This window comes from Muricoccus nepalensis, assembly GCF_006438825.1.
GTDB classification, from domain to species: Bacteria; Pseudomonadota; Alphaproteobacteria; order Acetobacterales; family Acetobacteraceae; genus Roseomonas; species Roseomonas nepalensis.
Genome location: NZ_RCZP01000001.1, coordinates 345663 through 358421, shown reverse-complemented (window position 1 = coordinate 358421; position 12759 = coordinate 345663). Strand labels below are relative to the sequence as shown.

At 69.6% G+C, this 12759-nt stretch carries 11 protein-coding genes; all 11 read left to right on the top strand.

The window, feature by feature from the left end; translation table 11 throughout:
- The first annotated feature begins 2 nt into the window (after positions 1–2).
- The 11 genes from nuoG to EAH89_RS01475 are packed head-to-tail and all read left to right on the top strand — an operon-like array spanning position 3 to position 12686.
- On the top strand, positions 3–2066 hold the full coding sequence (nuoG, locus tag EAH89_RS01525) for an NADH-quinone oxidoreductase subunit NuoG (RefSeq protein WP_140880993.1): 2064 nt from the start codon (positions 3–5) through the stop codon (positions 2064–2066).
- The gene (nuoH, locus tag EAH89_RS01520) at positions 2066–3076 is read left to right on the top strand and encodes an NADH-quinone oxidoreductase subunit NuoH (protein ID WP_194152289.1); all 1011 of its coding nucleotides are present in this window, start codon (positions 2066–2068) and stop codon (positions 3074–3076) included. The genes nuoG and nuoH overlap by 1 nt, the downstream gene beginning before the upstream one ends.
- Positions 3077–3120: 44 nt before the next feature.
- The gene (gene nuoI, locus EAH89_RS01515) at positions 3121–3609 is read left to right on the top strand and encodes an NADH-quinone oxidoreductase subunit NuoI (protein WP_140880991.1); all 489 of its coding nucleotides are present in this window, start codon (positions 3121–3123) and stop codon (positions 3607–3609) included.
- Positions 3606–4292, top strand: coding sequence for an NADH-quinone oxidoreductase subunit J (locus tag EAH89_RS01510; protein WP_140880990.1), 687 nt, complete (start codon positions 3606–3608; stop codon positions 4290–4292). The genes nuoI and EAH89_RS01510 overlap by 4 nt, the downstream gene beginning before the upstream one ends.
- Complete coding sequence (gene nuoK / locus EAH89_RS01505) at positions 4292–4603, top strand: NADH-quinone oxidoreductase subunit NuoK (protein WP_140880989.1); 312 nt, start codon at positions 4292–4294, stop codon at positions 4601–4603. Before EAH89_RS01510 ends, nuoK begins: the two co-directional genes overlap by 1 nt.
- Positions 4604–4609: 6 nt before the next feature.
- Positions 4610–6526 carry an NADH-quinone oxidoreductase subunit L gene (gene nuoL / locus EAH89_RS01500; RefSeq protein ID WP_140880988.1) on the top strand — a complete coding sequence of 639 codons (1917 nt, stop codon included), beginning with the start codon at positions 4610–4612 and terminating at the stop codon, positions 6524–6526.
- Positions 6523–8034 carry an NADH-quinone oxidoreductase subunit M gene (locus EAH89_RS01495; protein WP_140880987.1) on the top strand — a complete coding sequence of 504 codons (1512 nt, stop codon included), beginning with the start codon at positions 6523–6525 and terminating at the stop codon, positions 8032–8034. The genes nuoL and EAH89_RS01495 overlap by 4 nt, the downstream gene beginning before the upstream one ends.
- Positions 8035–8038: 4 nt before the next feature.
- Positions 8039–9460, top strand: a complete 1422-nt coding sequence (gene nuoN, locus EAH89_RS01490; protein WP_140880986.1) for an NADH-quinone oxidoreductase subunit NuoN — start codon at positions 8039–8041, stop codon at positions 9458–9460.
- Positions 9457–10179, top strand: coding sequence for a biotin--[acetyl-CoA-carboxylase] ligase (locus EAH89_RS01485; RefSeq protein ID WP_241666789.1), 723 nt, complete (start codon positions 9457–9459; stop codon positions 10177–10179). Before nuoN ends, EAH89_RS01485 begins: the two co-directional genes overlap by 4 nt.
- 36 nt (positions 10180–10215) lie before the next feature.
- Positions 10216–11037, top strand: coding sequence for a type III pantothenate kinase (locus EAH89_RS01480; protein WP_140880985.1), 822 nt, complete (start codon positions 10216–10218; stop codon positions 11035–11037).
- Entirely contained in the window at positions 11034–12686 is a 1653-nt protein-coding gene (locus tag EAH89_RS01475) for a ribonuclease J (protein ID WP_140880984.1), read from the top strand. Before EAH89_RS01480 ends, EAH89_RS01475 begins: the two co-directional genes overlap by 4 nt.
- Positions 12687–12759: the final 73 nt, after the last annotated feature.

The following is a 12759-nucleotide window of genomic DNA, read 5'->3' as shown; positions in this document are numbered from 1 at the left end:
CCATGAGCGAGGTGAAGCTCATCAAGGTCACGGTGGATGGGAAGGAGGTCGAGGTGCCGATGGGCGCCACGGCCCTCCAGGCCGCGGAGCTGGCCGGCGCGGAGATCCCGCGCTTCTGCTACCACGAGCGCCTGTCGATCGCCGGCAACTGCCGGATGTGCCTCGTGGAGGTGGAGAAGGCGCCGAAGCCCGTCGCCTCCTGCGCCTTCCCGGTGATGGACGGCATGAAGATCATCACGGACAGCCCGGTGGTGCGCAACGCGCGCCGGGGCGTGATGGAGTTCCTGCTGATCAACCACCCGCTGGACTGCCCGATCTGCGACCAGGGCGGCGAGTGCGACCTGCAGGACCAGGCGATGGCCTATGGCGGCGACAGCAGCCGCTACCACGAGAACAAGCGGGCGGTGACCGACAAGTATCTCGGCCCGCTGATCAAGACGATCATGACGCGCTGCATCCAGTGCACGCGCTGCGTCCGCTTTGCGACCGAGGTGGCCGGGGTGCCGGAATTGGGCGCGGTCGGCCGCGGCGAGGCGATGGAGATCACGACCTATGTCGAGAAGGCGCTGTCCTCCGAGCTCTCGGGCAACCTGATCGACATCTGCCCGGTCGGCGCGCTGACCAGCCGGCCCTACGCCTTCATGACGCGCCCCTGGGAGCTCGTGAAGAACGACAGCGTGGACGTGCTGGACGCGACGGGCACGAACATTCGCGTGGACGCGCGCGGGCCGGACGTGCTGCGCATCCTGCCGCGCGTGCACGAGGAGGTGAACGAGGAGTGGATGGCCGATCGCGGCCGCTTCTCCTTCGACGCTCTCAAGAAGCGGCGGCTGGACCGTCCCTGGATCCGGGAGAACGGCAAGCTTCGCGCGGCCAGCTGGCCGGAGGCCTTCGGGGCGATCGCGGCGAAGCTCAAGGGCCTGCCGGGCGAGCGCATCGGGGCGGTGGCCGGCGGCCTGGCCGATGCCGAGAGCATCGTGGCGCTGCGCGACCTGATGGGGGCGCTCGGCTCCTCCAACCTCGACTGCCGCGAGGACGGGGCGGCGCTCGACGGGTCGGAGCGGGCCTTCTACCTCTTCAACTCGGCCATCGCCGGGATCGACGTGGCGGACGCGGTGCTGATCATCGGCAGCAACCCGCGGCTCGAGGCGCCGGTGCTGAACTCGCGCATCCGCCGCAAGGTGATGAACAACCGCATGCCGGCCGCGGCGATCGGGCCGCGGGCGGACCTCACCTACCCCGTGCAGTACCTGGGCGAGGGGCCGTCGGCGATCGCCGAGGTGATGGGCGGCGCCTACGGCGAGGTGCTGCGCAGCGCCAAGCGGCCGATGATCATCGTCGGGCGCGGCGCGCTCGCGCGGCCGGACGGCGCGGCGGTGCTGGCGGCGGCCTGGGGCCTCGCGCGGTCGCTCGACGCGGTGCGGGAGGACTGGAACGGCTTCAACCTGCTGCACACCCAGGGCGGGCAGGTGGCCGCGCTCGACCTCGGCTTCCTGCCGGGGGAGAGGGGCAAGGACCTCGGCGCCATGCTCGGCGGCGGCGTGGACGCGCTCTGGCTGCTGGGGGCGGACGGCTTCGACCCCGCGCTGATCGCGCCCGGCACCTTCGTCATCTACCAGGGCCACCACGGCGACCGCGGCGCCGGGCGGGCGGACGTGATCCTTCCGGGCGCGACCTACCTCGAGAAGGACGGCACCTATGTCAGCACCGAGGGCCGGGTGCAGCGCGGCCGCCGCGGCGTCTTCCCGCCGGGCGAGGCGCGCGAGGACTGGCGGATCCTCCGCGCGGCGAGCGAGGTGCTGGGGCACCCGCTGCCCTATGACGACCTCTTCGCGGTTCGGACGCGGCTGGCCGAGGTGAACCCGGCCTTCGCGCGCACCGACGAGGTGCCGGCGCCGGCCGCCGTCTCCGCCACGCCGGGCGGCGACGCCGGGGCGGTGGGCGGCGAGCCCTTCCAGCCCTTCATCACGAACTACTACCAGGCCGACGTCATGGGCCGGGCGAGCGACGTGATGGCGGAGTGCGCCCGCACCCACGCGCCAACCCCCGCCATGGCGGCCGAGTGATGACCGACTTCCTCAACTCCCCCATCGGGGTGCTGTCGCTGACGGTGGCCCAGGCGCTCGCGCTCCTGGTGCCGCTGCTCATCTTCGTGGCCTACCTGACCTGGGCCGAGCGCAAGATCCTGGGCGCGATGCAGCTCCGCAAGGGGCCGAACGTGGTCGGGCCCTTCGGCCTGCTGCAGCCCTTCGCCGACGCCGGCAAGATGCTGATGAAGGAGACCATCGTGCCCGCGGGCGCGAGCCGGATCCTCTTCATCATGGCGCCGATGCTCACCTTCTCGCTCGCGATGATCGCCTGGGCGGTGATCCCCGTGAACGAGGGTTGGGCGGTGGCCGACATCAACGTCGGCGTGCTCTACCTCTTCGCGATCTCCTCGCTCGGGGTCTACGGGATCATCATCGCGGGCTGGGCGTCGAACTCGAAATACGCCTTTCTCGGCGCGCTTCGCTCGGCGGCGCAGATGGTGTCCTACGAGGTCTCGATGGGCTTCGTGATCGTCACCGTGCTGCTCTGCGTGGGGTCGCTGAACCTGACGGACGTGGTGCTGGCGCAGAAGACCGTGTGGTTCTTCATCCCGCTCTTCCCGATGTTCGTCATCTTCTTCATCTCGACGCTCGCCGAGACAAACCGGGCGCCCTTCGACCTGCCCGAGGGCGAGTCCGAGCTGGTGGCGGGGTTCTTCGTCGAGTACTCCGCGATGACCTTCGCCCTCTTCTTCCTGGGCGAGTACGCGAACATGATCCTCATGTCCTCGCTGACCACCATCCTCTTCCTCGGTGGCTGGCTGCCGCCGATGGACGTCGCGCCCTTCAACTGGCTGCCCGGGCCGGTCTGGTTCATCCTGAAGGTCTGCTTCTGCCTCTTCGTCTTCGTCTGGGTCCGCGCGACCTTCCCGCGCTACCGCTACGACCAGCTCATGCGGCTGGGCTGGAAGGTCTTCCTGCCCATCAGCCTCATCTGGCTCGTCATCACGGCGGGCGTGCTGAAGGTCGGGGGCTGGCTCCCGACATGATTCCGACACCCCGGCGCACCCTGCGCCCGCGAAAGGTCCGCTGAATGGCGACGCTCGACCGTATCGCGCGCAGCCTCCTGCTGACGGAGATCATCTCCGGCATGGGGCTGACGCTGCGTGCCTTCTTCAAGCCGAAGGCCACCATCAACTACCCCTCCGAGCGCTCCCCGCTGAGCCCGCGCTTCCGGGGCGAGCACGCGCTGCGGCGCTACCCGAACGGGGAGGAGCGCTGCATCGCCTGCAAGCTCTGCGAGGCGGTCTGCCCGGCGCTGGCCATCACGATCGAGGCCGAGCCGCGCGAGGACGGGTCGCGGCGGACGACCCGCTACGACCTCGACATGACGAAGTGCATCTACTGCGGCCTCTGCGAGGAGGCCTGCCCGGTGGACGCCATCGTCGAGGGACCGAACCTCGAGTTCGCGACCGAGACCCGCGAGGAGCTGCTCTACAACAAGGAGAAGCTGCTCGATAACGGCGACCGCTGGGAGCCCGTTCTCGCGGCCCGCCTCAAGGCGGATGCGCCCTTCCGATGATCGCCGGCCTCGCCTTCTACGCCTTCGCCGCGGTGCTGATCGCCAGCGCCGTGATGGTGGTCACCAGCCGGAACCCGGTGCACAGCGTGCTGTACCTGATCCTGGCCTTCTTCAACGCCGCCGCGCTGTTCCTGATCGCGGGCGCCGAGTTCCTGGCGATGATCCTCGTCATCGTCTACGTCGGCGCGGTCGCGGTGCTGTTCCTGTTCGTGGTCATGATGCTCGACATCGACTTCGTGCGGCTGCGGCAGGGCTTCCAGCGCTACGCGCCCATCGGCGCCGTGATCGGCGGCATCCTGTTCCTGGAGCTCGTCTTCGTGCTCGGCGCCTGGCAGTCGAGCGGGCAGGCCGAGGGGCTTCGCCTGAACGCCATGCCGGAGGGCGTGCAGAACACGGTGGCCATCGGCCGCGTGCTCTACACGGACTACGTGTTCCTGTTCCAGGGCGCGGGGCTGATCCTGCTGGTCTCCATGATCGGCGCGATCGTGCTGACCCACCGCGACCGCGTGCGCAGCCGGCGCCAGGACATCGAGGCGCAGGTGACGCGCCGGACGCAGCTCGATATGGCGCGGGTGCCGGTCGGCGCCTCCATCGGCGAGCTCGGCATCCTTCGCCCGCCGGTGCCGGAGGAGAAGCCGAAGGCCATCGCGCAGGACGACCACGCTCACGGGGGCCATCACTGATGCTCGACGTCGGCCTCGGCCACTACCTGACGGTCAGCGCGATCCTCTTCGTGCTGGGCGTCTTCGGCATCTTCCTGAACCGGAAGAACATCATCGTCATCCTGATGTCGGTGGAGTTGATCCTTCTCTCGGTGAACCTGAACCTCGTGGCCTTCTCGGCCCGGCTCGGGGACCTGACGGGGCAGATCTTCGCCATGTTCATCCTGACCGTCGCGGCCGCCGAGGCCGCGATCGGGCTGGCGGTCGTCGTCATCTACTTCCGGAACACCGGAAGCATCGAGGTGGAAGACGTTTCCACCCTGAAGGGCTAGGGCGCCATGTTCGTCGGTGCCGTCTTCTTCCCCCTGCTGGGCGCGACGCTCGCGGGGTTCTTCGGCCGCTGGCTGGGCGACCGCCTGGCCATGTGGGTCTCCGTCGGCTGCATGGTGCTGGCCGCGATCTGCGGCGTCTCCGCCTTCGTGGAGGTCGGGCTGCACTCGGCGCCGCGGACCGTCACGATCGCCGAGTGGATCGACGTCGGCGGGCTGACCGTCGACTGGGCGCTCCGCTACGACACGCTGAGCGCCATGATGGTGGGGATGGTGACCTTCATCTCCACCCTTATCCATCTCTACAGCGTCGGCTACATGTCCCACGACGAGACCCCGCCGCGCTTCTTCGCTTATCTCGGCCTCTTCACCTTCGCCATGCTGATGCTGGTGACGGCGGACAACCTTGTGCAGCTCTTCTTCGGCTGGGAGGGCGTCGGCCTCGCGAGCTACCTTCTGATCGGCTACTGGTACGACCGCGAGAGCGCGAACCGGGCGGCGATGAAGGCGTTCATCGTGAACCGGGTCGGCGACCTGTTCTTCATGCTCGGCATGGCCCTGACCTTCTGGACCTTCGGCGCCCTGAACTTCGGCGAGATCTTCGGCCGGGTGGAGGAGATGCGCTCGGCGACCTTCGCGGGCATGCCGGCGCTCGAGGTCATCTCGGTGCTGCTCTTCCTCGGCGCCTGCGGCAAGTCGGCGCAGCTCGGCCTGCACACCTGGCTGCCGGACGCGATGGAGGGGCCGACGCCGGTCTCCGCCCTCATCCACGCGGCGACGATGGTGACGGCGGGCGTCTTCCTGCTGGCGCGCATGTCGCCGCTCTTCGAGTACGCGCCGAATGCGCTGACGCTCGTCACCATCGTCGGCGCCTCGACGGCCTTCTTCGCGGCGACGGTCGGCTGCGTGCAGAACGACATCAAGCGGATCATCGCCTACTCGACCTGCTCGCAGCTCGGCTACATGTTCTTCGCCATCGGCGTCGGCGCCTACCAGGCGGCGGTGTTCCACCTCTTCACGCACGCCTTCTTCAAGGCGCTGCTGTTCCTCTCCGCGGGCTCGGTCATCCACGCGATGTCGGACGAGCAGGACATCCGCAGGATGGGCGGCATCTGGACGAAGATCCCCGTCACCTACGCGGTAATGTGGATCGGCAGCCTGGCGCTGGCCGGCATCCCCTTCTTCGCCGGCTACTACTCGAAGGACACCATCCTCGAGAGCGCCTTCGCCGCCCACACCGGCGCCGGGCTCTACGCCTTCGCCATGGGCATCATCGCGGCCTTCCTGACGGCCTTCTACTCCTGGCGGCTGCTCATCCTGACCTTCCACGGCCGGCCGCGCGCGGACCATCACACGATGGAGCACGTGCACGAGAGCCCGGCCGTGATGCTCATCCCGCTGCTGGTGCTGGCGCTGGGCGCGCTCTTCACGGGCGCGGCCTTCTCGGACCTCTTCGTGGGCCACCACGAGCGCGAGTTCTGGAACGGCGCCATCTTCAGCGGCGAGCACAACCACATCATGCACGCGATCCACGAGGTGCCGGGCTGGGTTCCGCTCGCCCCCACCGTGGTGGCCATCGCGGGCATTGCCCTCGCCTATCTCTTCTACATGTTCGCGCCGGGCCTGCCGGTGCGGCTGGCGGAGACCTTCCCGGCCGTCTACCGGTTCCTCCTCAACAAGTGGTACTTCGACGAGCTCTACGACATGATCTTCGTCCGCCCCTTCCGGCGGCTCGCGCGGGTGCTCTGGCGCACCGGCGACGTGAGGATCATCGACGGCGTGCCGAACGGGGTGGCGGCCATCACGGTCGACGCCGCCCGCGGCGTGGCCCGCTTCCAGACCGGGCGCGTGGCCAACTACGCCTTCACTATGATCGCGGGCCTCGTCGTCTTCGTATCCGTCATCTTCCTGGGCTTCACCCGATGAACGCGGCCGGCTTCCCGCTGCTCTCCCTGCTCACCTTCCTGCCGCTGGCGGGGGTGTTGGCGATCCTGGCCATCCGCGGCGACGAGGCGACCGTCGCCTCGAACGCGCGCTGGACGGCTCTCTGGACAAGCCTGATCGTCTTCGTGCTCTCCCTCATCCTCTGGGTCCGCTTCGATCCGCGGGTGGCGGACGCGCAGTTCGTCGAGCAGGCCACCTGGCTGCCGGAGTTCGGCGTCAACTACCACATGGGCGTCGACGGCATCTCGATGCTCTTCGTCCTGCTCTCGACCCTGCTGACGCCCATCTGCATCCTCGCCTCCTGGGAGGCCGTGCAGAACCGGGTGCGGGAGTACATGATCGCCTTCCTCGTCCTCGAGACGATGATGGTGGGCATGTTCTGCGCGCTCGACCTCATCATCTTCTACGTCTTCTTCGAGGGCGTGCTGATCCCGATGTTCCTCATCATCGGCGTCTGGGGCGGGCAGCGGCGGGTCTACGCGGCCTTCAAGTTCTTCCTCTACACGCTGCTCGGCTCCGTGCTGATGCTGCTCGCGGTCCTCGCGCTCTGGTACCGTGCCGGCACGACCGACATCGCGGGGCTGATGGACAACCCGGTGCCCGTCTCCTGGCAGTACTGGATGTTCCTCGCCTTCTTCGCCTCCTTCGCGGTGAAGGTGCCGATGTGGCCGGTGCACACCTGGCTGCCGGACGCCCATGTCGAGGCGCCGACGGCCGGCTCGGTGATCCTGGCGGGCGTGCTGCTGAAGATGGGGGGCTACGGCTTCCTTCGCTTCTCCATCCCGCTCTTCCCGGACGCGGCCGCCTTCTTCGCGCCGCTCATGTTCGCGCTCAGCGTCGTGGCCGTGATCTACACGAGCTGCGTCGCCTTCGCGCAGGACGACATGAAGAAGCTCATCGCCTACTCCTCGGTCGCCCATATGGGGATCGTCACAATCGGGCTCTTCACCTTCAACCAGCAGGGCATCTCGGGCGCCATCTTCCAGATGCTGTCGCACGGCATCGTCTCCGGCGCGCTCTTCCTCTGCGTCGGCGTGCTCTACGACCGCGTCCACTCGCGGGAGATCGCGCGCTACGGCGGGGTCGCGAAGATCATGCCGGCCTACGCGCTGGTGTTCATGCTCTTCACCATGGCGAGCGTTGCGCTGCCGGGCACCGCCGGCTTCCCGGGCGAGTTCCTGGTCATCACGGGCGCCTGGCGCGCCAACGGCTGGGTGGCGCTGGGCGCGGCCATGGGGATGATCCTCGGCGCCGGCTACATGCTCTGGCTCTACCGCCGGGTCATCTTCTCCAAGGTGACGAAGGCGGAGGTGCGCGCGCTGCTCGACCTCTCGCCGCGCGAGCTCGCGATCTTCGCGCCGCTCATCCTGCTCACCCTCTGGATGGGCCTCTATCCCTCCTCCTTCACCCATGTCTGGGAGGCCTCCGTCGCCGCGCTCATCGAGCGGCACGAGGCCGCCCTCGCGATCCCCCGCATGGCCGGGCTGTGAGACGATGAACTGGACCCTCGCCCTTCCCGAGACGCTGCTCTCGGTCGCCGGCCTCGTGCTGCTGCTCGCCGGCGTGATCCCGAAGCGGGACATGACCTTCCCGATCACCATGGGCACGCTCGGCGCGCTGCTCGTGGCGGCGGTGCTCGTGCTGGGATCCGCGGACGGGCAGGCCTTCCACGGCCAGTTCGTCTCCGACGCCTTCGCGCGCTTCGCCAAGATCCTCATCCTGCTCGGCGCCGCGACCGGCCTGCTGCTGGCGCTCGACTGGAACGAGAAGCAGGGCATCGCGCGCTTCGAGTTCCCGATCCTCGTGCTGTTCAGCACGATCGGGATGATGGCCATGGTCTCGGCCTCGGACCTCATCACCCTCTACATGGGGCTCGAGCTCCTCTCGCTCTCGCTCTACGTCATCGCGGCCTTCGACCGTGACAACGCGCGCTCGGCCGAGGCCGGGCTGAAGTACTTCGTCCTCGGCGCGCTGGCCTCCGGCCTCTACCTCTACGGTGCGAGCCTCACCTACGGCTTCGCGGGCTCGACCAACTTCTCGGCCATCGCGACGGCGGTGTCGGGGGAGGGCGGCGTGTCGCTGGGCGTGGTGGTCGGCATGACCTTCGTCGTCGCGGCGCTCGCGTTCAAGATCTCCGCGGTGCCCTTCCACATGTGGACGCCGGACGTCTACGAGGGCGCGCCGACGCCGGTGACGGCCTTCTTCGCCTCGGCGCCGAAGGTGGCGGCGGTGGCGCTGCTGGTCCGGGTCCTGGCCGACCCCTTCGCCGACCTGGCCGCGCAGTGGCAGGGGGTGATCTGGCTCGCCTCCCTCGGCTCCATGCTGCTCGGCTCCTTCGCCGCCATCCGGCAGCCGAACATCAAGCGGCTGATGGCCTATTCCTCCATCGGCCATGTCGGCTACGCGCTAATGGGGCTCGCGGTCGCGACCGACACCGGGCTTCGCGGCGTGATGCTCTACATGGCCATCTACATCGTCATGAACGCCGGCGTCTTCGCGGTGCTGGTCGCCATGCGGCGCCAGGGGCGCTCGCTCGAGCGGATCGAGGACCTCGCGGGGCTCGGCCGGACGGATCCGGCGATGGCGCTGGCCATGGCCGTCTTCATGTTCTCCATGGCCGGCATCCCGCCGCTCGCGGGCTTCTTCTCGAAGCTCTACGTCTTCCTCGCCGCGGTGCAGGAGGGCTACTGGGTCCTGGCGACGGTGGGCGTGCTGACGAGCGTGGTCGGGGCCTTCTACTATCTCCGCATCATCAAGATCATGTACTTCGACGCGGCCGAGGCGGCGCTGGACCCGCGCAGCTCGGCCGTCTCCTTCGTGCTGGCGGGGGCGGGGCTCTTCAACGTGCTCTTCTTCCTCTTCCCCGCGCCGATCGTCGCGGCGGCCACGGCGGCGGTCGCGGCGCTGGCGGGGTGAGCGACCTGCCGGCGGGCTGGCGGATGCTGGTGCACGACCAGCTCCCCAGCACCGCCGACCTGCTGCGGGAGCGCGCCGAGGCCGGGGAGCCGGAGCGGCTCGCCATCCTCGCCCGGCGGCAGACCGCGGGGCGCGGCACCCGGGGGCGGCACTGGGAGTCCCCGCCCGGCAACCTCTCCCTCTCCGTGCTTCTCCGCCCCGCGGCGCCGGTGCGGGAGGTCCCGCAATGGGGCCTGCTGGTGGCGGTCGCGCTGCATTCGGCGCTGGAGCCCCACGCCGCCGGGCTGTGCCTGAAATGGCCGAACGACCTTCTTCTTGGCGGCGCCAAATGCGCGGGGATCCTCGCCGAGGCCGCGCTCTCGGCGGAGGGGCGGCTGGACTGGCTTGCCCTCGGCATCGGCGTGAACCTCGCCTTCGCGCCGGAGGTGCCCGGCCGGCGGACCGCCGCCCTGCCGCCGCCTGCCCTCCCGCCGGAGCGGGCGGCCGCGGCGCTCCTGGCCTCGCTCGATCATTGGCGCGCGGTGCGGGAGGCGGAGGGCTTCGCGGCCATCCGGCGGGCTTGGCTCGAGCGCGGCCCGGCGCCCGGCACCCCCACGACCGTCACCGGGCCGCGCGGGACCGTCACCGGCGCGTTCGAGGGGCTGGACGAGACCGGCGCATTGCGTCTTCGCACCGCTCTCGGCATGGAAACGGTGACGGCCGGGGACGTTCACGCCTGAACGGCGCCCCCCGGGCCGCGCAGAAGGATGACCGCGATGCTTCTGGCGATCGATGCCGGCAACACGAACGTCGTCTTCGCCGTCCATGACGGCCGGGAGTGGCGCGGTCGCTGGCGGATCGCCACCCGGCCGGACCGGACGAGCGACGAGTACGCCGTCTGGCTGCTCACCCTGCTCTCCCACGCGGGGCTGAGGCCGGCGGAGATCACCCGCTGCGCCCTCGGCACCGTCGTGCCCGCGGCCCTCTACAACCTTCGCCGGCTGGTGCGGGACTGGTTCAACTGCGAGCCCCTCGTCGCGCGCGGGGACAGCGTGAACTGGGGCTTCGAGATTCTCATGGACCGGCCGAAGGAGGTGGGCGCCGACCGGCTGCTCAACGCCCTGGCCGCCCACCACCACTATTCCGGGCCCCTCATCGTCATCGACTTCGGCACCGCGACCACCTTCGACGTTGTGGGGGAGGGGGGGGCCTACATCGGCGGCGTCATCGCGCCCGGCATCAACCTTTCCATCGAGGCGCTGCACCGCGCCGCCGCCCGGCTGCCCCGGATCGGCATCGGCCGCCCTCAGGCGGTGATCGGGCGGGACACCGTGCCCGCCATGCAGTCGGGCATCTTCTGGGGGTACGTGGGCCTCATCGAGGGCCTCGTGAGCCGCATCCGGGCCGAGCACGGCAGTCCCCTGAAGGTGATCGCGACCGGCGGGCTCGCCCCCTTGTTCGCCGAAGGGACGACGGTCATTCAACACACTGATCCCGATATCACGCTGGAAGGGTTGCGCCTGTTGGCTGGCCGCAACCCACCCCCCATCTTCCACAAGACAACGCTTCCAGAAGCTCTCAAGAACGAGACCGAATGACCTTCGATACAACGGACGACCTCGCCTTCCTCCCTCTGGGGGGGACGGGCGAGATCGGGATGAATCTCAACGTCTATCGCCTGGACGGGGCCCTCCTGGCGGTGGATTGCGGCATCGGGTTCGGGGGAAGCGAGTTCCCGGAGGCGGAGATCCTCGTGCCGGATCCCGCCTGGCTGGTGGAGCGGCGGGACCGGCTGGTGGGCTTGGTGATCACCCACGCGCACGAGGACCATCTCGGCGCGGTGGCGTCGCTCTGGCCGCTCTTGCGCTGCCCGCTCTACGCCAGCCCCTTCGCCGCGGCCGTCCTGCGCCGCAAGCTCGGCGAGGCCGGGCTGCTCGGCGAGGTGAAGCTCCACACCGTGCCGCTGGCCTCCCGCCTGCTGATCGGGGCCTTCGACCTCCAGTTCCTCCGCGTCGCGCATTCCGTGCCCGAGGCCCAGGCCCTGGCCATCCGCACCCCCTACGGCACGGTCCTGCACACCGGCGACTGGAAGCTCGACGCCGACCCGCTGATCGGGCCGCCGACCGACGAGGCCGGCTTCGCGGCGCTCGGGCGCGAGGGCGTGCTGGCCATGGTCTGCGACAGCACCAACGCCCTGGTGGACGGCTTCTCCGGAAGCGAGGCGGACGTGCGCGTCGCCCTGACCAGCCTCATCGCGGGGCTGAAGGGCCGGGTGGCGGTCGCCTGCTTCGCGACCAACATCGCCCGTGTCGAATCGATCGCCCGCGCCGCCATGGCCGCGGGGCGACGGGTCGCGCTCTTCGGCCGGTCGCTGCGCAACGCCGATGCGTCGGCGCGCGAGACGGGATATTTCAAGGACATCCCGCCCTTCCTGGAGGAGGACGAGGCCGGCTACCAGCCGGATGACGAGCTGCTGATCATCTGCACGGGCAGCCAGGGCGAGCCGCGCTCGGCGCTCGCCAAGATCGCGGCGGACACGCATCCCCAGATCTCGCTGGGGGAGGGGGACACCGTCATCTTCTCCTCCCGCATGATCCCGGGGAACGAGAAGGCGATCATGGCCGTGGAGTCCGCCCTTTTCCGCGCGGGCTGCCGAGTCATTACGCCGGACTCCGAGCACCCGGTCCACGTCTCCGGCCACCCCGCCAAGGAGGAGCTGCGACGCCTCTACGACCTGGTGAAGCCACGCCACGCGGTACCCGTGCACGGCGAGTGGCGTCACCTGCAGCAGCACGCGGCGCTGGCCCGCGACTTCGGCGCCATCCCGCACCTGATCGAGGACGGCGACATGCTCCGCCTCGGCCCGGGCACTGTGGAGGTGTCGGAGACGGTGCAGAGCGGCAAGCTCGCCGTCGACGGCGCCCGGCTGCTGCCGCTGGAGGGGACGGTGCTCGGCGCCCGCCGGCGGATGCTCTTCAACGGCGTCGTCGTCGGCTCGCTCGCGGTGGACGACAGCGGGAAGGTGCGCGGCCTGCCGCAGATCTCCGCGCCCGGCCTCTTTGAGCAAGGCGAGGACGCGACGAACCAGATCGCGACGGACCTCGCCCGCCTCGTCAACGACATGCCTGCGGGGCTGCGGCGCGAGGACACGGCGCTGCGCGAGGCGGCCCGGACCGCGCTGCGCAAGGCCATCGGCCGCCGGGTGCGCAAGCGCCCGCTGGTGGAGCTTCACCTCCTGCGGGTCTGATCCGGCAGGCGCGGGGTATGTTCCCGTTTCCGCCTGATGGTGATCGCGGCTGATACGGCAGGGTCCGGGCGCC